Here is a 20,277-nt window from a genome sequence, read left to right on the forward strand (position 1 = left end):
CGAGGACAGCTCAGGCGGTCTTGTCGCGCTGGGAGGTGCGCTGGCGGGTGCGGGTGGCCGAGACCGGGTCGATGTCGGGCATCGACCACTGGGCCGAGAGGGCGAGGCTGGGTTCGCGGCCGGACGCCACGTGCCGGTAGGCGATCTCGGCGGCGGCGTCGGGGTCGCCCGCTGCGATGGCCGCGTAGAGGGCTTCGTGTTCCGCGCACTGGGTGCCGGGGTCGCGTTCCTTGGTGAGGTGGAACAGCCAGCGGACGCGGGATTCCAAGGGGCGCAACAGGGATTGCAGGAGTGGGTTGCCGGAGACCTCCACGATGCGGGCGTGGAAGCCGGCATTCGCGGCGGCGATCGCGGCCTGGTCGCCCGCGGCGGTGGCCTGGCGGGCGGCGTCGAGTTGGTCGCGCAGGGCGGCTAAGTCGGTGGGTTCGGCGCGTTCGGCGGCCAGGCGGGCGGCGAGGACTTCCAGACTCTCGCGCACATCGAACAGGTCGCGCACGTCGGCGGCGGTGAACGGGGCGACGATCGCGCCCTGACGCGGCACGATGACGACCAACCCCTCGCGCTCGAGCATCTGCAGCGCCTCGCGCAGCGGGATCCGGGAGATCGCCAATTCGGTCGCGAGATCGCGTTCGACCAGCCGCTGCCCCGGACTCAGCCGCAGGTCGACGATCCGGTCGCGGAGCTCCTCGTAGGCCCGGTCCCGCAGCGACTTCTTCGCCGGTTCCGCCGACACCGCACCACCCTTCCGCGCTTGCACTCCCACCACGGTAGTACCGCCCGCCGCGAGCGAGCGTTTCTTACGTTTCGGTAATCCGCCCGTCATCCGGGGGCCCCAGGCTGACACTTAACGGTATACCGCTAAGTGGCGGTTCGTTCGATCAAGGAGTACCCCGTGCACAAGTCCACTCGGCGCGCGATCGCCTTCGGCTCGGCCGCCCTGGCCGCCGCTGCCCTGCTGTCGGCCTGCGGAACCTCCGACACCGCCGCGTCGGGCGGCAAGCTGAAGGTCGGCGTCTTCTTCCCCGGCTCGCTCTCGGACACCGGCTTCATGCAGTCGGGGTATCTCGGCTACCAGCGCGTCGCCGACAAGCTCGGCGACAAGGTGGAACTGAGCAAGGTCGAACAGGTCGCCGCCAGCGACTACCAGCAGGCCCTGGTCCGGTTCGCCTCGACCAACGATCTGGTGATCTCGCTCGGCGGCCAGACCGACGCCGACGTGCGCAAGGTAGCCCCGCAGTTCCCGAACGTGAAGTTCGTCGAGATCGGCGGCCCCGCCGATGCCAAGCCCATGGCCAACCTCGCCTACTACGACCCGGAGCAGGCCGAGGCCGAGTTCCTCAGCGGCGCGGTGTCGGCGGCGGGCGCGAAGACCGGCGCGGTGGCCTTCGTCGGCGGCGTCGAGCTGCCCGCGATCGTCAACGCCGCCAATGCCTTCGGCAACGGCGCGCGCTTCGCCAAGCCGGACGTGAAGGTACTGACCCCGCAGTACGTCGGCGACTTCAACGACCCGGCCAAAGCCAAGCAGGCCGCCCTGGCCGACTACGGCGCGGGCGCGGGCGCGCTCGGCCAGATCGTGAACCTGGGCAAGGCGGGCATGGAGCAGGCCGCGACCCAGGCCGGCGCCACCCTGGTCGGCGGACCGATCCCCGGCGACTGCACCAACCCCGTCTACCTGGGATACGTGCACACCGACATCGGCGCCGAGGTCGAGTACGCCGTGAACGCCGCGCTCGACAACTCGTGGAAGGCCGAGAACGTGCGCTTCGGTCTCACCTCGCCCAACCACGGCACCGACTTCGTGCTGTGCAGCAAGGACGCCGCGGTCGCCGACGCGCTCGCCAAGGCGAAGACGGCCCTGTCCACCGGCGCGGTCGAGCCGTACTGACCGCCATGAACACTCCCGCATTGACCCTGCAGGGATTGGGTAAGAGCTTCGGTGACGTGCGGGCCCTGCACGATGTGGACGTCACCGTCGAATCCGGCACCGTCCATTGCGTTCTCGGCGAGAACGGCGCGGGCAAGTCGACGCTGTGCAATCTGGTCTTCGGCGGCTACCGGCCCGACACCGGCCGGATGACGCTGGGCGGCACCGAGTTCCGGCCCGACTCCCCCGCCGCCGCGATGGCGGCGGGCGTGGCCATGGTGCACCAGCACTTCAGCCTGGTCACCACGATGACCGTCGCGGAGAATCTGCTGCTCACCCAGCGGGGTGTGCGGATGCGCCGCGCCGAGCTGACCGACCGGCTCGACCAGATCGCCCAGCGCTACCGGCTGCGGATCGACCTGGATCAGCAGGTGGCGACGATGCCGGTCGGCGCACGGCAGAAGGTCGAGATCGTCAAGGCGCTGCTGCGCGATCCGTCGCTGATCCTGCTCGACGAGCCGACCGGGGTACTCGATCCCGCCGAGATCGACGCGCTGATCGACACCTGCCGCGCCGTCGCCGCCGACGGCAAAGCGGTGGTGCTGGTGACGCACAAGCTCGGCGAGGTCGCCCGGGTCGCCGACGCCGCGACCGTGCTGCGGCGCGGCACGGTCGCCGGTGGCGGGCGGATGTCGAACACCGGCATCGCGCAGCTGCTCACCGCCATGGTCGGCCGCACCGCCGCCGACCTCGATCCGACGGTGGCCGCGACCCTCGGCTTCGATACCGCAAGGTCGGCAACGAAAGTCACACCCGCGCCGGAGACGGCGACGCCGGTGCTGTCCGTCGACGGCCTCACCGCGCATCGGGCCGACGGCAGCACCGCACTGGACGAGGTGCGGCTGCGTGTGCGGCCCGGCGAGATCGTCGGCATCGCCGGTGTCGAAGGCAACGGTCAGAGCGAACTCGTCGCCGTCCTGGCCGGGAGCGCACCGGCCGTGGCGGGCACCGTCACCCTCGACGGCACCGACATCACCGCCGCGCGCCCCGCCACGCGCACCGGCCTGGGCCTCGGTGTCGTGCCCGAGGATCGCCATCGCGACGCGATGGTCGCCGACATGACCATCGCCGAGAACCTCTTCCTCGGGCAGCTCGGCAGGTTCCGCCGCTTCGGGCTGCTCGACAAACGCGCCATGGGTCGCGCCGCGCAGGCCGAGCTGGAGCGGTTCGACGTGCGCGCCGCTGGTCCGTGGGCGCGCATGGGCGCGCTCTCGGGCGGCAATCAGCAGAAGGTGGTGCTCGCCCGCGAGCTGTCCACCGAGAACCTGCGCTGCCTGGTCGCCGCGCAGCCGACGCGCGGATTGGATATCGGCGCGGTCGATTTCGTGCTGACCCAGCTGCGCCGCGCCGCCGCCGACGGCTGCGGTGTGCTGGTGGTGTCCAGCGAGGTGCCCGAACTGCTTGCCCTGTGCGATCGGGTGCTGGTCGCCTATCGCGGCACGCTCACCTGCCCTGTCGAGACAGCGGATCCCGCTGCGGCACAACAGATCAGCGAACTGATGATGGGAGTGTCGGCATGAGCGCTGTCACCTCGAGCAGAACGACAGGCCCGCACCGGGTCTCGCTGCGCCGCTGGGCACATCAGCCCGTCGTCGTCGCGGCCGTGGCGATGATCGCCGCCGGCGCGGTCGGGCTGATCCTGGCCGCCTTCGCGGGCGCGGCGCCCGGCGCGACGATGACCGCGCTGTGGGAAGGCATGTTCGGCAGCGGTTATGCCGTGGGCGCTTCGCTCAATGTCGCCGCCACCTTGATGCTGGTGGCCGTCGGCTTCACCATCGCGCACCGGGCGGGCCTGGTGAATGTGGGCGGTGAGGGCCAGATCTGCGCGGGCGGGATCGCCGCCACCGCCATCGGCACCACGCTGACCGGCGCTCCTGCCGCGATCACCCTCCCCGCGGTACTGATCGGTGCGGCGGCCGCGGGCTGGCTCTGGGCCGCGATCGCCGCCTATCTGCGGGTCCGGCGTGGCACCAGCGAGATCATCACCACGCTGCTGCTCAATTTCGTCGGCCTCGCCATGGTGCTGCTCGTCGTGCACGAGCCCGCGCTGCTGCGGCAGCCGGTGACCTCCTCGGAAACCCTGCCGCAGTCCGAACAGCTCACTCCCGCCGCGCAGCTGCCGCTGCTCGGCATCGAACGCTCCCCCGCGACCATCGCGCTGTGGATCGCGGTCGTGGCCGCGCTCGGCACCGCGATCCTGGTCCGCCACACCGCGCTCGGCACCCGGTTGCGCGCGGTCGGCCTCAATCCCGACGCGGCGGCCAGACTCGGCCTGCCCGTGCAGCGGCTGCGATTCCTCAGCCTGTCGGCTGCGGGCGCGTTCTCCGGCATCGCGGGCGGATTGCTCGTCGCCACCGCGCCTTTCGTCCTCGCGGAGGGCTTCTCCTCCGGATACGGGTTCTCCGGGCTGGTCGTCGGGCTGCTCGCCCGCGGCTCGCTGGCCGCCGTCGTCGCGGTCTCGCTGCTGCTCGGATTCCTCGTCTCCGGCGGGATCAACCTGCAGTTGGCCGCGAATGTGCCCGCGTCGACCATCAGCGTCGTCGAGTCGCTGATGATCGTGTTCATCGCGGGCGCGGCCCTGTGGACCCGATCGGTGCGCAAGTCCGAACCGGCTGCCCCGCAGGCTGTTTCCCCGATCGATACCGCCGACCTGGCAGGAGCGCCGCGATGAGCCTCGACACGGTCACCGACATCGCCACCAGCGGTATCGGTTTCACCCTGCCCATTCTCGTCGCCGCGAGCGGCGAACTGGTCAGCGAACGCGCGGGAGTGCTCAATCTGAGCCTCGAGGCGATGATGCTGACCGGCGCGTTCGCCGGCGTGCTCGGCGCTGTCACCACCGGGTCACCGGTTCTCGGCGCGGTCGCCGCCGTGGCCGCCGCGCTGATCTTCGGTGCGCTGCAAGCGATCTGGAGTGTCAACTTGCGGGCCGACCAGATCGTCGTCGGTATCGCGAGCAATGCGCTGGCGCTCGGTGCCACCACCTACGGCGCGCGGCTGCTGCTGGCCGACGGCAAGGGCCACGGCGTCCCGGGTTTCGACGCGCTGCGCATTCCCCTGCTGCACCGCGTCCCGGTCATCGGGCCCGCCCTGTTCGGGCAGACCGCGCTCGGCTACCTGTGCATCGCGGTCGTGGCCGCGCTGGCGTTCGTGTTCTCCCGGCGCACCAAGCTGGGCCTGGTGATCGACGCGATCGGCGAGGACGCCGTCGCCGCCGACCGCACCGGGCTGTCCGTGCGGGTCGTCCGCTACGGCTGTGTGCTGCTCGCCGCGTTCGCCGCGGGCTTGGGCGGCGCGCAACTGGCCCTGTCGGAGGTGCATTCGTTCAGCGACAACATGACCGGCGGCATCGGCTATCTCGCCGTGGTCGCGGTGATCGCGGGCCGCTGGCGCGCGCTCGGCGTGATCTGGGCGTCGGTGTTCTTCGGCATCGCTCAAGCACTGCAGTTCGCGCTGCCCGCGCTCGGTGTCGACGTGCCGTTCGCGCTGCTGGTGATGCTGCCCTATCTGATCGCGATCTTCGCCGTCAGCGGTCTGGTCGGCAACAGCCGCTCACCGCGCGACCTGACCGTCGCCTTCGCCCGAACGTCCTGACCCGCGCTTTTCGAGGAGCTCCTGCGTTGACTCTGATCCTGTCGCATTCCGAGGTGACCGCCGTGCTCGACCGCGGCGAAGTACTGGCCGCGGTCGAGCGGGCCCACGCCGACCTCGCGCTCGGCACCGCGCTCGTCCCGGCGCCGCCGGCGATCACGCTCGGTGGAGCGGCCTTCGTGCCGATGGTCGCCGCCGCCGAATCCGCCGGGGCGGCCGCGGTGAAACTGCTCGCCGACCTGCCAGCCAACCGCGATCGCGGGCTCCCGGTACAGCGGTCGGTGATCGTGGTGACCTCCGCGGCCGACGGCAGCTGTGAGGCGCTGATCGATGGACGGCTCGTCACCGCGGTGCGCACGGCCGCCGCCAGCGCGGTGGCGACGAAACACCTCGCACGGCAGAACAGTTCGGTCCTCGGACTGGTCGGGGCGGGCGGCCTTGCCGTCGAACACACCCGCGCGATCGCCCTGGTCCGAGAGCTGAGTGCGGTACTGGTCTGGTCGCGCTCGGCGGAGACGATCGCACGGTTCCGCGCCGCCGTCGCCGATCTCGGTCTCGAGGTGCGGGCGATGGCCGGACCGGAGGCGGTGACCCGCGCGGCCGACATCCTGTGCACGCTCACCCCGTCACGGGAACCGATCGTGCGGGGCGCGTGGTTCGGCGACGGCCTGCACGTCAACGCGGTCGGCGCACCACCGCGCGCCGACCACCGCGAGGTCGACGGCGAAGCGATGCGCCGCGCGAGCGTGGTCGTAGACTCGGTCGGTACCACGCTCACCAAGTCCGGTGACACGCTGCTCGCCCTCGCCGAGGGTGCGATCACCGAGGCGGCGGTGCGCACCGAACTGGGTGAGGTCATCGCGGGCCGGGCGCCCGGTCGTGTCGGCGACGGCGACATCACCCTGTTCAACTCGGTCGGCATCGGCCTGCAGGATCTGGCCGCCGCCCGCCTGATCATCGACAGGGCTCGCGCCAACGGCATCGGAACGGAAGTGGACCTCGCGACATGACCGCACTCACCGAGATCGACATCACCCACCTGCGTCGCGCCATCGACCTCGCCGGTGAGGCGTCGGCGCGCGGTGACCGCCCCTTCGGGGCGGTCGCCGTCGACCGTGCCGGCCGCGTGCTCGCCGAGGGCGCGAACGCGGTGAGCACCAGCGGCGATGTGACCACCCACGCCGAGCTGGTCGCGATCACCACCGCCACCGCGGCGGGTCAGGCCGAGGCGTTGCGCGGCTCGACCGTCTACGCGAGCGGCGAGCCGTGCCCGATGTGCGCCGCCGCCATGGTGTGGGCGCAGGTCGGGCGGATCGTCTTCGCCGCGGCGGCCGCCGAGTTCGGGCAGATCCTTCCCGGTAAGCCGACTTTCGCGCTGACCTGCGCCGACCTGGTCGCCACCTCGAACGTCCCGGTCGAGGTCAGCGGCCCGCATCTGGGCGAGGAAGCCCTAGAGGTCTTCCGCGCCGCCGTCGCGGGCTGATCCACCGATCACCGGACCGGAACGGACTCCCCGCCCAGGTCGCGCTGTTCCTCGATCGCTTCCGGGGTGCCTGGCACCTGGGTGCCGCGCAGCGAGACGCCCTTGGTCTCGATGAGGAAGTAGGCGGCGATCAGGCCGACCAGGCAGGCGCCGAACATGTAGTACGCCGGGAACAGGTGATCGCCGGTGGCCTCGATGAGCGCCTGGTTGACCACCGGTGCGGTGCCACCGAACAGCGAGGTCGCCACGTTGTAGCCGATCGCCACGCCGGCGAAGCGCACGATCGTGGGGAACATGGCCGGGAAGGTCGCCGAGATGGTGGCCAGCTGCGGCGCGTAGAGCAGGCCGAGGATCGCGAAGCCGACGATGGCACCGGTCAGCGAGCTGCCGATCAGCTTGTACACCGGGATGACCATGATCATCAGCGCCGCGCACGAGAACATCCACATCGGCCTGCGGCCCACCCGGTCGGAGAGCGCGCCGAGGAACGGCAAGGTCACCAGCATGGCGATCTGGCCGATCAGCGGGACGAGCAGCGCGTCGGATTCCTCCATGCCCAGCGTCGTTCCGAGGTAGGTCGGCGTGTAGCTGAGCAGCGAATAATTCACCACATTCAGCGCGATCACCAGGCCGAACAGGGTCAGGATGCAACGCAGGTATTTCGTCACCAGATCGCGGTAGACGCCGGTCACCTCCTCGGTTTCGTCCTTGCTCTCGACCTCGCGGAATACCGGCGTGTCCTCCACCCGGTTCCGCAGGTACATACCGATCAGGCCGAGCGGCGCCGCGATGAGGAACGGCAACCGCCAGCCCCACGATTCCATCGACGAAGCGTCGAGAATATTCACCAGCAACAGGGCGACAAGATTGCCCAGCGTGAATCCCGCCAGCGTGCCGACTTCGAGAAAACTGCCATAGAAGCCGCGTTTGCGGTCGGGCGCGTATTCGGCCATGAATGTCGCGGCGCCGCCGTATTCGCCGCCCGCGGACAATCCCTGGATCATGCGCAACAGGTAGAGCAGGATCGGCGCGGCGATGCCGATGGCCTCGTAGCTGGGGATCAAGCCGACCGCCAGGGTCGAGGCCGCCATCAGCACGATGGTGGTGGCGAGCACGCGTTTTCGGCCGATCCGGTCACCCAGCGGCCCCCAGATCATGCCGCCGATCGGCCTGATCAGAAACGACACCGCGAATCCGAGCAGCGTGTAGACCACGCTCGATCCCGTCCCGTCGCCGGGAAACAACGACGCGGCGATATAGGTCGCCAAGTAGGCGTAGACACCGTAGTCGAACCATTCGACCGCATTTCCGATCGCCGATGCACCGATGGCACGGTGCAGCACCGATTTCGATTCCTGTGACATCCACAAACCTCTCGTCGTCGCCCCCTCGGGCTACCCGGCTATTTCGCCGGGCAAACGTTGCGACTGTGCGAAGAAGGCCCGCGCAAGCCTCTACACTGCGGAAATGGCGCTGCAATTCGGGGTATATCTCCCGCCGTTCGGCGAGCTCGCCGATCCGCGCGTGCTGGCCGAGATCGCGGCCGAAGCGGAGTCGGCCGGCTTCGACGGCGTCTTCGTCTGGGATCACGTGGCCCGCCCGCACCAGCCGGGGCTCGCCGTATGCGACGCCTGGATCGGGCTTGCCGCGATCGCCGCCGCGACCAGCACGGTGGCGTTCGGCCCGCGGATCACTCCGCTGTCGCGCAGGCGGCCGCAGGACGTGGCCCGCGAGACGGTCGCCCTCGATCTGCTCAGCGGTGGTCGCCTCGCCCTCGGTGTCGGCCTCGGCTCCGAGGCGACGGGCGAGTTCGCCCGCCTCGGCGAGGTCGCCGTGCCGCGCGAGCGCGCGCAGCGTCTCGACGAGGCACTGAGCCTGCTCACCGCGCTGTGGTCGGGCGAGGTGGTGCACCACGACGGCCCCGCCTACCGGGTGGACGGACTGCAGTTCCTGCCCCGCCCGGTGCAGCGCCCCCGGATCCCGATCTGGGTGGCGGCCCAGTCCGTCCGGCAGGCGCCGCTGCGACGGGCCGCTCGCTACGACAGGCTGTGCCCCGAGGCGAGTCCGGAACAGCTCGTCGAGATGCTGGCGATCATCGCCGAGCACCGGGGCGATCTGACCGGATTCGAGGTGGTGCTCGCCGCGGCTTCCGACCGCGAGCGTGATGCCTACGCTCGCGCGGGCGCCACCTGGTGGCTGACCGAGCTGCCCGTGATCTGTTCACGCGCCGAGGCGCTGGCCCTGGTCCGCCGCGGCCCCGGCTGACAGCTCAGGCGAGGGCGGCGAGTTTGCCTGCGAGAACCGACTTTTCCCGTTCGTTGCCGCAGAGCCGCACCGCCTCGGTCAGCGCGTCACGCGCCTCGTCGGTGCGGCCGAGCCGGGTGAGCAGCTCGCCCCGAACACTCGGCAGCAGATGCGAGTTCGCCAGCGACCCGTCGACGGCCAGGCCGTCGACGATGGGCAGCGCGGCGGCTGGCCCGTCGGCCATCGACACCGCCACCGCCCGGTTCAGCTCGACCACCGGTGACGGGGCGAGCCTGCCCAGCGCTTCGTAGAGCAGCACCACCCGCTCCCAGTTCGTCGCCTCGACCGACGGTGCGACAGCATGACATTCGGCGATCGCGGCCTGCAGTCCGTACGCGCCGAGCCCCTTCCCCACCTCGGCGGCCTTGGCCAGCGCGGCCCGGCCACGCCGGATCGCCGAACGATCCCAGCGGCGCCGATCCTGCTGTTCGAGCAGCACCGGCTGCCCGTCGGGACCGGTGCGGGCGGGGAACCGCGCCGCGGTCAGCTCGAGCAGCGCCAGCAGTCCGTATACCTCGGCTTCGTCCGGCATCAGGCGAGCAAGTACCCGCGCGAGCCGCAATGCCTCACCGGCGAGGTCGAACCGGATCAGATCGCCGCCCGTGCTGGCCGACGACCCTTCGGTGAAGATCAGGTAGATCACCCCCAGTACCGAGCCGAGCCGAACGCGGCGTTCGGCCGCGGGCGGCACCTCGAACGCGACCTCGGCCGCGCCGAGCGTCTTCTTCGCCCTGGTGATCCTGGCCTGCACGGTCGCGGTCGGCACCAGACAGGCCTTGGCGATCTCGTCGCTGGTCAGACCGCCGACCACGCGTAATGTCAATGCCAGCCGGGCTTCCCGCGACAGGACCGGGTGACACGAGATGAATATCAGTGCGAGCACGTCGTCGTCGATCTGGTCGGGATCCCACAGCACGTCCCCGTCGCCGCGGACCGGGTCGGCGACCTCACCCCCGGTCAGCACGCCACCCTCGCCGAGCGTCCCGGCGAGGGTGGCGTAGCGGTCGTCGAGGGCGGCGCGGCGGCGGAAGGCATCGATCGCGCGGCGCCGCCCGCAGGTGAGCAGCCACCCGGCCGGTTGCCGTGGCACGCCGTCGCGCGGCCAGGTCACCAGGGCCTCGGCCAGCGCCTCCTGCGCGAGATCCTCCGCGAGCGCGAAATCGCCGGTGTAGCGCGCGAGCGCACCGACGATCCGCGCCGACTCGATCCGCCAGACAGCGGCCACAGCCTCCCTGCCGGAATGCGGCATCGCCGACGTCAGAGCTGGCCGGTGGCCTCGCGCCAGGCCCGCTCCCTCTTGATCCACTCGTTGTCCTGCGGGAACTCCTCGATCGATGGCACCCGGCGGATCTCGATCTTGGAGCCGGACCCGCCCATCGGGGCCCGCTTGGCCCATTCGATCGCCTCCTCCTTGGAGGCCACGTTCAGGATGTAGTAGCCGCCGAACAGCTCTTTCGTCTCGCCGTACGGGCCGTCGGTGACCACCGGTGGATCGGAGCTGTAGTCCACGACCACGGTGTCGGCCGCGTCGTCGAGGCCCTCGGCGGCGACGAGGACACCGGCATTGATCAGTTCGTCGTTGTAGCGGCCCATCATCTCGAGCATCTGGTCGAAGTCGACGTTCTGCCACTCGGCGGCGGCCTCGTCGGTGGAACGCATGATCAGCATGTACTTCATGGTGTGTCTCCTCGGGTTGGTGTGTTCGTTCATCCCTAGGTCGAACGGCGAGGCCACCGATCGACACCGATCGACAATTTGTTTCCCACGAGTACTCCGCAGCCTACGACGCGGACGACGAGACGTGATACATCTCGAACAGACCTGTCACGCGACGCTGCGGACGGGCACGGAAACAAGGAGTCAATCGTGAGCGCAGTCCTCGTCGAACAACGCGAGCATGTGCTGGTCGTCGTCATCAACCGGCCGCAGGCCATGAACGCGGTCGATGCCGAGGTGAGTACCGGGGTGGGCGAAGCGCTCGAGCGGGCCGAGGCCGACGCGGGGATCAGGGCCGTGGTGCTCACCGGCGCGGGTGAGCGCGCGTTCTGCGCCGGAGCCGACCTGAAGGCGATCGGCCGCGGCCAGGGGATTCTCGCTCCCGGACACGAGGATTGGGGCCTGGCCGGATACGTGCGCCACCCCATCAGCAAGCCGACGATCGCGGCGGTGAACGGCTTCGCCCTCGGCGGCGGCACCGAGCTCGTCCTCGCCAGCGACCTCGCCGTCGCCGCCGAGACCGCCACGTTCGGCCTGCCCGAGGTGGCCCGCGGCCTGTTCGCGGCCGCGGGCGGCGCCTTCCGGCTGCCCGAGCAGCTGCCGCGCAAGGTCGCCATGGAGATGATCCTGACCGGCGAGCCGATCACCGCGGCGCGGGCGCTCGAGCTCGGTCTGGTGAACCGGGTCGTCGCGGCCGAGCAGGTGCTCGACGCCGCCCTCGAGCTCGCGGACCGGATCGCGGCCAACGCGCCGCTGGCGGTGCAGGCGAGCAAGCGGGTCGCGCTCGGTCTGGTCGACGGCAAGATCGCCGACGACGCGGCCTGGGACCTCACCAACCGCGAGATCATGGGTGTCGCGCGCACCGAGGACGTCCGCGAGGGCACCCTCGCCTTCGCCGAGAAGCGCAAGCCCAACTGGCAGGCCCGCTGACCGCGATGCGAATTCTGATTCTCGGCGCCTCGGGTTTCGTCGGCGGCGCGCTGCACGCGCAGCTGGGTGCACGCCATGACGTCGTCGGGACGAGCAGGTCCGGGAACGGCCTGGTCCCGCTGGATCTCGCCGATGCCGATGCGGTCCGCGCGCTCGTCGCGGACCGCGTCGACGTGGTGATCCACGCCGCCGGGATCGTGGATCTGGCTACCGCCCAACGGGATCCGGAGGCGGCCTACGCGGCGAACGTCGCGCCGATGGCCGCACTGCTCGACGCGATCGACGACGCGGGCGCGAAACTGGTGTACCTGTCGACCGACAACGTGTTCGACGGCACGCGGGAGTACTACGACGAAATCGCGCTGCGCACACCGATCAACGTCTACGGCTGCACCAAGGCCGCCGCCGAGCAGCTGGTCCTCGCCCGCGCCGGACACCTCGTCGCCCGGCTCCCGCTGGTCTACGGCCGCAGCCCGCGCTCGGACAAATTCCTCGCCCGCTTCACCGCCCCGACCATCGAGGCGCGCACCGATATCGTGTGCAATCCGCTGTATCTGCCCAGCCTGGCGCCCATGCTCGAGCACCTCGCGGACGAGACCGGCGTGGTCCACCTGGCCGGTGCGGAGACGGTGAGCCGCTACGAACTGACGACCCGCGTGCGCGACCGGCTCGGCGCGCCTGCCCGAATTGTGCCCACCGACAACGATTCCGCACCACCGGACTGCCCGCGACCACGGCGCCTGGTCCTGCGCAGCGTCCGGCACACCCTCACCGGACCCGGGATCGACGCCGCCCTCGACGACCTCATCGGCCCTGCGCCGACTCCTCCGCCTGCGCGCTGATCGCCGTCCCCATCCACCGGCGCAGATAGCGCCGCAGTTCCTCGTCGCCGCGCGGCGGATTGCCGGGCGAGAGGAAGAACGACTGCATGGTGCGCAGGGCGTATTCGACGAGTCCGCGCAGCGCCGGTTCGTCGTATCCGTAAGCCTCCCAGTCGACATCGAAGCGCCGGATCATCGTCATGCCGAAGGCCTGCGCCTCGTCGGAGGTGAGGCTGTCGGTGTGCAGGTTCGAGTACGAACTCGACAGCAGGATGCCCAGGTGCGGGGTCTGACGGACCTCGGTGAGGGTGTAGACGACGGCTTCGATCATCGCGTCGGCCGGGTCGGCGAGCCCGCGAACATGCGCGGTCAGCCGGTCGAGGAAGCCGTCGACCGAGGCGATGGCCGCGGCCGTCATCAGGGCGTCGGCGCTGGGGAAATACCGGTAGACGGTCTGACGGATGACCCCGAGCGATTCCGCGACGTCGGCGATGCTGATCTCCGCCCCCGTCCGGCCGATGAGATCTACTGCCGCGGCGATGATCCGGCGCGCGGCTTCCGCATCGTCCGCCGGCGGACTGCCACCCCATCCACGTCTGCGCGCCACCGGGTGGACGCTAGCACAGCCCCAGGTCACGGCGAATTCCGCGAAAGTTATCATACACTCGAAGGCTCGTGCGTATGATTGCCTCATCACCCGAGCGGCAGGCACACGCCCGAACAACGAGGTACTCCACCGTGACCGACCTTCATGTCCGCAAAATGGACTTCGCCTTCTCCGACTACGACGTGCCGTTCCTGTGGAATCCACAGAACCCGGCGTTCTCCTCGATGGCCAATGCCGTCTCGTTCCTGGCGATCGGCTTCGAGAAGATGATCGTGCAGCTGATCACGCAGGCGAAACCGCAGATCACCGACCCCGAAGTGGCCGAGGAAGCCGACGCATTCATGCGTCAGGAGGGCCAGCATTCGACGGCCCATCGCCAGCACGTCAAGGCGCTGATCCGGCGCTATCCGGGTCTGCAGCAGACCCTGGACGCGGTGATCGCCGAGTTCGACAAGCTCACCGCGAGCACCCCGATCAAGTACCGCCTCGCCTACACCGCCGATCTCGAGGCGACGTTCACGCCGGTGTTCAAGCTGATGCTCGACAATGACTCGACCCTGTTCGCCCCCGGTGACGACCGGGTCGCCTCGCTGTTCATCTGGCATTTCGTCGAGGAGGTCGAGCACCGCAGTTCGGCGCTGATCATCTTCAACTCGGTGGTCGACAGCGAGCTGTACCGGATGCGGGTGGCGCCCTCGATCTTCCGGCACGTCCTGCAGGTGATCCGCGTGGCCTGCGAAGGCTTCAACGAGCATGTGCCGCTGGCGGATCGGCAGGTCGACGCGTTGTCGATGTTCGCGAACTACCGTCGCGGGCAGACCCTGCGCCGGCTGTTGCCCGGTCTGAAGCCCGCCGACAACGGCACCATGCCGCGCGCGTTCGACGATCTGGGCCTGGGTGAACAGCTCGTCGCCCTTGGCGGCATCATCCGCAGCCAGATGCCCCGGCACAATCCCGCGCACGAGAACCTGCCCGCGCTGGCCGACGAGTGGTTCCGCCGCTACGACGAGGGCTACGACGTCACCCGTTGGTACACCGCCGATTCCGTCAGCTCGTAGGAGGCAGCCCGATGGCCGAACACTGTTCACCCACCTTCGCCGAGCTCGCCACCCAGCTCGGTTTCTCCTGCGAGGAAGCCGGCGGTCTCGTCGAGTTCCGCAGTCCCTTCGCGCTGGAGAACTGGACGCTGCCGGTTCTCGAGATCACCATCGTGCTCGGTGCGGTGCTCGCGCTCTGGTACGCGATCGTGCGCCTGCGCCGCCACGGCGACCCCACCGATCTGGTGCTGTGGTTCGGCGCGACCGCCTATCTGTTCGTCATCGAGCCGCCACTGTATTTCCCGGCCGCGTTCGGCATCGAGGACCACGTCGACACGATGTTCGCGCACAACGTGTTCACCGTCGACTTCCTGTGGGGCCGATTGCCGATCTACATCGTGGCGATCTATCCGCTGATGGCCACGCTGGCGTTCGGGATCGTCCGGATGCTCGGCATCTTCCGGCAGTACGGTGTGCTCGTCGGCGCGATCTGCGTCGGCTTCGTGCACCACGCGTTCTACGAGATCTTCGACCATCTCGGTCCGCAGCTGCGGTGGTGGGAATGGTCGGTCGACAATCCCATCAACCAGCCGATGTTCGACGCGGTGCCGATGGGCAGCGTGGTCGTGTTCGCCGCGCTGTGGCCGATGTCGCTGGCGTTCTGCGTGCAGTACTTCGTCGGCCGCCAGGTCGATCAGGGCCGGAACTTCTCCGGCGTCGAATTGGTCTGGCGCACAGTGGTGATCGGCCTGCTCGCCTCGGTCGGCACCTTCCTGCTCCCGCTGCCCGCGACCGTGCTCGGCATGAGCAGTACGACGGTGCGAGGCGTGGTCTACGCGCTGGAACTGGTCGTGCTCTCCGTCGTCGCCGCGGTCGTCATGGTTCGCCAGTGGAGGCGGCTGCGCCAGGATGGCGCGACGGGTCCGCGCTATCTGAACCCGTTCGTCCAGCGCTACGCCATCGTCTATCTGGTGGTGATGGCCGTCCTCTGGATCACGGCCCTGCCGGCGTTCTTCGACGCCGTCGACGGTGAGACGAGCAACGGCGATCCCATCGGAAATCTCTGGTACACGCTGGCCTGCTTCGCCATCGCCGTGCTGTCGGTGCTGGCCACCTTCACGCTGCCCCGCGCAGGCGACGACGCCGCCGCGCCGGAGTCGGCGAACGCGGCGGTCACCGGCTGAGCCCACGCCGCCCGCCCCGGGAGTTCCAGGGCGGGCGGCGGATCTCCAATGCCCCTGCGGGCCATGGCCTTCGGTGGGATCATGGCCTCGTGACAGGCATGGCGGAAGGTGCTGCTGTCGTCCGGGTCGGCGCGAAAGCCGCAGGCCCGCTGCGGCGCAGACTGTTCCCGGAGACCTCCGACCCGGCGCTGGCTCGACACGCCGACGAACTGGCGGGCAAGGTTCGGCGCCGGGAACGAGAACTGCGGGCTCAGCTGAGCGCGGCACCGTCCGATGTCATCGCCGTCGAGATCACCGTGGACGCGAAGGCCGTCGACGGCGCCGTGCAGGTCACCGGCCTCACCGAGCATGTGCGGTCGCTCCCGGAGCCGCGGCGGGTGCTGATCCACGGCGAAGCGGGCAGCGGCAAGACTGTCGCGGCCACCTACCTGACCCTGGGGCTGCTCGATCACCGCGACGAGGTGGCCGACTTTCCGCGCGCGAACGTCGCCGTTCCGGTGCGGGTGAACGCCGCGGGCTGGAATGGCAGGCAACACTTCTCGCGGTGGTTGATCGAACGGCTCGGCTCCGACTACGGACTGCATCCCCGGGTGGCGAAAGCCCTGGTCGAATCGGAGCGCATTCTCCCGCTGATCGACGGGCTCGACGAAATGGACTCCGTCGAGGCCGCATACGAAGCGCTGCGCAAGCTCAGCCGTGAGCCATGGAAAGGCAGGCAACTGGTAGTCCTGTGTCGCACAGAGGACTTCGAGGACCTTCGCCGGCACGCCGCCGACGCACGCCTCGCTTCCGCGGCCACGATGGAAATGCGGCCGTTGACCCATCGACAGACCATCGGCTACCTGGCGAGTCAGCAGGCCAAGGACCACGTGCCCGACGATGCCTGGACCGACGTGATCGACCGGATCGAGCACGCGCCGACCGGTCCGTTGGCGACCGCGCTGCGCACGCCATGGATGCTCGCCCTCGCCGTCGTCGCCGAGCAACACGACGCAGGTATCGGCACCAAGCTCACCCGGTTCGACGACGCCGACGCCATTCGCAACCAGTTGCTCGCCACACAGGTTCGCGCGGCGGTGGCAGGCACGAACCCGGAGGGAGAATTCGAGGACTACACCGAAGCGAACGTCACGCAGTGGCTGGCGACGCTGGCCCATCGACTCGACGACCGGGCGACCGCCGGTCAGGACGGCACCACGATGCAGCTCGACGAGGTCTGGGAGCTGGCCGGACCGATCCGCTGCCGCGTTCTCTACAGTCTGGTGTGCGGACTGATCGCGCTGCTCGGCCTCGTACTGTCGTTCCTCGCACCGGCGCCGGAGGGGCCGACGTGGCTCGACGCGGCGGTATGGACATGGCTGCCGCTCCTCGCCTTTCCACTCGCAGTGATGGTTGTGACCAGTGGTCCCGCGGACGTCCAGGCACGTCGTCTCGCCTGGCGCAGACCGGGGCGCGCATGGCGGCACGTGGTCGCGAGACTGACGGAGCCGATCGCCATCGCGCTCTGCGTCGCGGTGATCTGTGCTGTGGCGGTGGTATTCGGCGGCATGACCGGCCGCGACGCTCTGACGATCGCGGCGCTGGCGGCCCCCGGATGCCTGGCCTACGGGTTGGTGAATGTGCTGTCGGTCGACAGCGACGAGATGTACGAACTGGTCATGCACGAAACTCGCCTCCTCCGCGACGACGCGACGGCCGCCGTGGTCATCGGTGGACTCACCGCGGCCTCGATCTGGGGTGGCGTCGTCGGTGCGGACCGACTCGGAGGCGAGCCCGACGGCAGCCTTCTCACACCGCTGTACACGGCCGGGTACCTCGGGCTGATCGTCACCCTGCTCTACGGCGTCGCCACCGGCCGCTACCTCACCGCCATGGCGCTCTTCGCGATGACCGGTTCCTTTCCCGATCGCCCGGCCCGCTTCCTCGACTGGGCTCGCCGGGGTGGCCTGCTGGGTGTCTCGTACGCGGCCTATCAGTTCCGGCACGAGACCTTCCGCGAGTGGGTGAAGGCCAACGCCCCGAGGCCGCCGGACACCCGGCCCGCGCCGAACGCCGTCCGCGCGCGGGCCGAGCGGTGGATGTCGGCGATCCGGGATCGAGTGCGGCGGGCGGCCTGACCTACGCGCCGGAGTAGTCACCGCCCGGCACCACAGGTCCGGGGGACATACACGGCTCCGTACCATCGACCTATGAGCGTCACCGACCACACCGAGCGCACGGCCGACACCAGCTCGTCCGAGACCGGGACGCAGACGGCCACGCCGGAGAAGGTCGTGCGGCGGCGGCCCAAGAACCGGCGGGCCCAGATCGCCGCGGAGGCCGCGTCCGCGTTCGGCGCGCACGGGTATCACGGTGTGAGCATGGAGGACATCGCAGGCAAGCTCGGGATCAGCTCGGCCGCGCTCTACCGGCACTACCGCAGCAAGTACGCGCTGTTCCGGGAGGAGCTGTTCCGGCTCGCCGATGTCACGGTGGCGGCGGTGACGCTGCCCGAGGACGCGACGCAGTGGTCACCGCAGGAACGCCTCGACCATGTCATCGACGCCGTCATCGCCAAAACCATCGGCAATCGGTCGACGACCGCGCTGGTCCGCTGGGAACGCCGGTATCTCGACGAGAGTGACCGGCAGGCCCTCGACGACAAGTTCGCCGAGGCGGTTCGCCTGCTCGGCGGCGTGGTCCGTGAGCTGCGTCCCGAACTCCCCCGCGACGACGTCGCCGTCCGATCCGTGGCGGTGTTCAGCGTGGTCAGCAGCATCGGCGACCACCACGCGACCCTGCCGACCAGACTGCTCACCCCCCTGCTCGCTTCGACCTGCCGGGCGCTGATCGATGTCGACCTGCCCGCGCCGGAGCCCGCGCGCCCGCCGGCCGAGCCCGACACCGGATCGCCGTTCATGCACGAAGTGCTGCTGTCGAAGTCGGTGGAACTCTTCCATGAGCGCGGCTACCAGAATGTCAGCGTCGAGGACATCGCCACCGCGGCCGATCTGGCCACCGCCTCGGCCGTCTACCGCTACTACCGCAGCAAGAGCGACCTGCTCGCCGCGGCATTCCGCCGCGCCGCCGATATCGTCTCCGGCGCGATCGGCCCGGCGGTCGCCGCCTCGACCTCCCCCGCCGAAGCCCTGTCGTCGCTGATCGACATGTACGTCCAGGGCTCCTTCGCCGAGCGCGCCCTCACCTACGTCTATTACGCCGAATTCGGCAATGTCGCCGCCGAGGACCGGGTGACGCTGCAGCACATCCAGCAACTGGTCATCGCCGAATGGACCAAACTCCTGGTACAAGTCCGCCCCGAGCTGACGGAAGCCGAAGCCCGCATCCTCGTCCACGCCGGCTTCGCCCTGGTCGTCGACCTCGGCCGCGCCTTCGGCAACGAGGGCGTCGCCCCCCAGAACCGCGTCGTCACCCTCCACCGCACCACCCTGTTCGGCCACGCCTGACGACAACTCGCTGCCGCTCCGGCGTGGAGCGGCAGCGAGTGCCGGTGCGAGACAGGGGGTTACAGGCCCAGGGTGCGGCCGATGATGTCGCGCTGGATTTCGCTGGTGCCGCCGAAGATGGTGGAGACCAGGGCGCCGCGGACATGCTTTTCCATGTCGAACTCGCGGGCGTAGCCGTAGCCGCCCATCATCTGCATGCCCTCCAGTGCCACCCGCTTGCTGGTCTCGGTGGCCTTGAGCTTGGCCATCGAGGCCTCCCTGGCGAGCACCTTGTTCGGGTTGGCGTCGGCTTCCCTCGCCACGCTGTAGATCAGCAGCTTGGTGCACTCGATCTCGGTGGCCAGGTCGGCCAGGCGGTGGCGCAGCGACTGGAACGAGCCGACCGGCCTGCCGAACTGCTTGCGCTGGGTGACGAAGGCGATGGTGTCCTCGAACGCACGCTCGGCGGCGCCCAGGCTCATGGCGGCCAGGATGAGGCGCTCGAAGTTGAGCCCGGTCATCAGCTGACGCCAGCCGTTGCCCTCCTCGCCGACCACCGCGTCCTCGGGCAGCACACAGTCGGTGATGTACAGGTCGTTGGTCTCGGTCTGGTTGCCCATCAGCTCGATCGGGGTGATCTGCAGGCCGGGGGTGTCGGCGGGCACGTGGAACATGGTGAGCCCCTCGTGCTTTCCGCCCTCCTTCGAGGTGCGGGCCACGAGCAGGATGTTCTCGGAGATGTGGGCGTTGGAACACCAGGTCTTCTGCCCGTTGATCAGCCAGCCGTCGGCGGTCTTGACCGCCTTGGTCGACAGGTTGCCCACGTCCGAGCCCGCCTCGGGCTCCGACATCGAGATCGACTGGGAGGCACCGCGAACGATGCCGCGCAGCACGTTGTCCTTCTGCGCCTCGGTGCCGAACTTGGCGTAGGCGCCACCGGTGATCAGCGTCGGACCGATCGCCCCGATCGGCAGCATGCCGCGCAGGCTCTCCTCGAGCAGGATGCACATGTCGACCATCGAGGCCGCCGACCCGCCGTACTCCTCGGGAATCGTCAGACCGAGCCAGCCGAGCTCGGCCATCTTCGCGTACACGCCGGGGTTGTGCTGTTCCTTGTCGTGCTCGGTCAGCGCGTCACGCTGCTCCCGAGTCCCCGCCTCACGCTTGGCGAACGCGGCCACCGCCGCGGCGAAATCCTTTTGTTCCGGGCTGAATTCGACGCCCATACTGTCCCTCTTCTTCCGTGCTGATCGAT

The 20,277-nt window shown here is 69.5% G+C and carries 19 protein-coding genes; 13 read left to right on the top strand and 6 right to left on the bottom strand.

Annotated elements, in window-relative coordinates; all coding sequences use genetic code 11:
• Positions 1 to 10: 10 nt before the first annotated feature.
• Positions 11 to 757, bottom strand: a complete 747-nt coding sequence (locus IEY60_RS27365; RefSeq protein WP_229740175.1) for a GntR family transcriptional regulator — start codon at positions 755 to 757, stop codon at positions 11 to 13.
• Positions 758 to 892: 135 nt separating this feature from the next.
• On the opposite strand from IEY60_RS27365, the gene IEY60_RS27370 reads away from it, so the two are divergent.
• Genes IEY60_RS27370 through IEY60_RS27395 form a run of 6 tightly spaced genes read left to right on the top strand, consistent with a single transcriptional unit; the run spans position 893 to position 6,998 of the window.
• Positions 893 to 1,885, top strand: coding sequence for a BMP family protein (locus tag IEY60_RS27370; RefSeq protein ID WP_189033380.1), 993 nt, complete (start codon positions 893 to 895; stop codon positions 1,883 to 1,885).
• 5 nt (positions 1,886 to 1,890) lie between these two features.
• On the top strand, positions 1,891 to 3,444 hold the full coding sequence (locus IEY60_RS27375; RefSeq protein WP_189033381.1) for an ABC transporter ATP-binding protein: 1,554 nt from the start codon (positions 1,891 to 1,893) through the stop codon (positions 3,442 to 3,444).
• Complete coding sequence (locus IEY60_RS27380; RefSeq protein ID WP_373291771.1) at positions 3,441 to 4,595, top strand: ABC transporter permease; 1,155 nt, start codon at positions 3,441 to 3,443, stop codon at positions 4,593 to 4,595. The genes IEY60_RS27375 and IEY60_RS27380 overlap by 4 nt, the downstream gene beginning before the upstream one ends.
• Entirely contained in the window at positions 4,592 to 5,518 is a 927-nt protein-coding gene (locus tag IEY60_RS27385) for an ABC transporter permease (protein ID WP_189033382.1), read from the top strand. Before IEY60_RS27380 ends, IEY60_RS27385 begins: the two co-directional genes overlap by 4 nt.
• Positions 5,519 to 5,544: 26 nt before the next feature.
• Positions 5,545 to 6,525: an ornithine cyclodeaminase family protein gene (locus IEY60_RS27390; RefSeq protein ID WP_189033383.1), complete on the top strand. Its 981-nt coding sequence runs from the start codon at positions 5,545 to 5,547 to the stop codon at positions 6,523 to 6,525.
• Positions 6,522 to 6,998, top strand: coding sequence for a nucleoside deaminase (locus IEY60_RS27395; protein ID WP_189033384.1), 477 nt, complete (start codon positions 6,522 to 6,524; stop codon positions 6,996 to 6,998). The genes IEY60_RS27390 and IEY60_RS27395 overlap by 4 nt, the downstream gene beginning before the upstream one ends.
• A gap of 8 nt (positions 6,999 to 7,006) precedes the next feature.
• Here IEY60_RS27395 and IEY60_RS27400 read toward each other — a convergent pair whose 3' ends face one another.
• Positions 7,007 to 8,362: an MFS transporter gene (locus IEY60_RS27400; protein ID WP_189033385.1), complete on the bottom strand. Its 1,356-nt coding sequence runs from the start codon at positions 8,360 to 8,362 to the stop codon at positions 7,007 to 7,009.
• Between the two features lie 103 nt (positions 8,363 to 8,465).
• Here IEY60_RS27400 and IEY60_RS27405 point away from each other — a divergent pair, with 103 nt between their 5' ends.
• On the top strand, positions 8,466 to 9,263 hold the full coding sequence (locus tag IEY60_RS27405) for an LLM class flavin-dependent oxidoreductase (RefSeq protein WP_189033386.1): 798 nt from the start codon (positions 8,466 to 8,468) through the stop codon (positions 9,261 to 9,263).
• Between the two features lie 4 nt (positions 9,264 to 9,267).
• On the opposite strand, the gene IEY60_RS27410 is transcribed toward IEY60_RS27405, so the two are convergent.
• Positions 9,268 to 10,587, bottom strand: a complete 1,320-nt coding sequence (locus IEY60_RS27410) for an RNA polymerase sigma factor (RefSeq protein ID WP_373291775.1) — start codon at positions 10,585 to 10,587, stop codon at positions 9,268 to 9,270.
• Positions 10,560 to 10,979, bottom strand: a complete 420-nt coding sequence (locus IEY60_RS27415) for a YciI family protein (RefSeq protein WP_189033387.1) — start codon at positions 10,977 to 10,979, stop codon at positions 10,560 to 10,562. The genes IEY60_RS27410 and IEY60_RS27415 overlap by 28 nt, the downstream gene beginning before the upstream one ends.
• A 186-nt stretch (positions 10,980 to 11,165) precedes the next feature.
• Here IEY60_RS27415 and IEY60_RS27420 point away from each other — a divergent pair, with 186 nt between their 5' ends.
• Positions 11,166 to 11,948, top strand: coding sequence for a crotonase/enoyl-CoA hydratase family protein (locus tag IEY60_RS27420; protein ID WP_189033531.1), 783 nt, complete (start codon positions 11,166 to 11,168; stop codon positions 11,946 to 11,948).
• Positions 11,949 to 11,953: 5 nt separating this feature from the next.
• Positions 11,954 to 12,790 (top strand): SDR family oxidoreductase, encoded by an 837-nt coding sequence (locus IEY60_RS27425; protein WP_189033388.1) that lies wholly within the window; start codon positions 11,954 to 11,956, stop codon positions 12,788 to 12,790.
• Here the strand turns inward: IEY60_RS27425 and IEY60_RS27430 are convergent.
• Positions 12,753 to 13,376 (bottom strand): TetR/AcrR family transcriptional regulator, encoded by a 624-nt coding sequence (locus tag IEY60_RS27430; protein WP_189033389.1) that lies wholly within the window; start codon positions 13,374 to 13,376, stop codon positions 12,753 to 12,755. The two genes, IEY60_RS27425 and IEY60_RS27430, sit on opposite strands and share 38 nt — an antisense overlap.
• A gap of 131 nt (positions 13,377 to 13,507) precedes the next feature.
• On the opposite strand from IEY60_RS27430, the gene IEY60_RS27435 reads away from it, so the two are divergent.
• The 4 genes from IEY60_RS27435 (at position 13,508) to IEY60_RS27450 (ending at position 19,043) form a co-directional block, all read left to right on the top strand.
• Positions 13,508 to 14,434 (top strand): metal-dependent hydrolase, encoded by a 927-nt coding sequence (locus IEY60_RS27435; protein WP_189033390.1) that lies wholly within the window; start codon positions 13,508 to 13,510, stop codon positions 14,432 to 14,434.
• A gap of 11 nt (positions 14,435 to 14,445) precedes the next feature.
• Positions 14,446 to 15,597, top strand: coding sequence for a hypothetical protein (locus IEY60_RS27440; RefSeq protein ID WP_189033391.1), 1,152 nt, complete (start codon positions 14,446 to 14,448; stop codon positions 15,595 to 15,597).
• 98 nt (positions 15,598 to 15,695) lie between these two features.
• On the top strand, positions 15,696 to 17,714 hold the full coding sequence (locus tag IEY60_RS27445) for an NACHT domain-containing protein (protein WP_229740195.1): 2,019 nt from the start codon (positions 15,696 to 15,698) through the stop codon (positions 17,712 to 17,714).
• Positions 17,715 to 17,786: 72 nt separating this feature from the next.
• Complete coding sequence (locus IEY60_RS27450; RefSeq protein WP_189033393.1) at positions 17,787 to 19,043, top strand: TetR/AcrR family transcriptional regulator; 1,257 nt, start codon at positions 17,787 to 17,789, stop codon at positions 19,041 to 19,043.
• 59 nt (positions 19,044 to 19,102) lie between these two features.
• On the opposite strand, the gene IEY60_RS27455 is transcribed toward IEY60_RS27450, so the two are convergent.
• The gene (locus IEY60_RS27455; RefSeq protein WP_189033394.1) at positions 19,103 to 20,248 is read right to left on the bottom strand and encodes an acyl-CoA dehydrogenase family protein; all 1,146 of its coding nucleotides are present in this window, start codon (positions 20,246 to 20,248) and stop codon (positions 19,103 to 19,105) included.
• Positions 20,249 to 20,277 lie beyond the last annotated feature (29 nt).

Origin of the sequence: Nocardia rhizosphaerihabitans (assembly GCF_014646295.1) — a bacterium.
Lineage (GTDB): Bacteria > Actinomycetota > Actinomycetes > Mycobacteriales > Mycobacteriaceae > Nocardia > Nocardia rhizosphaerihabitans.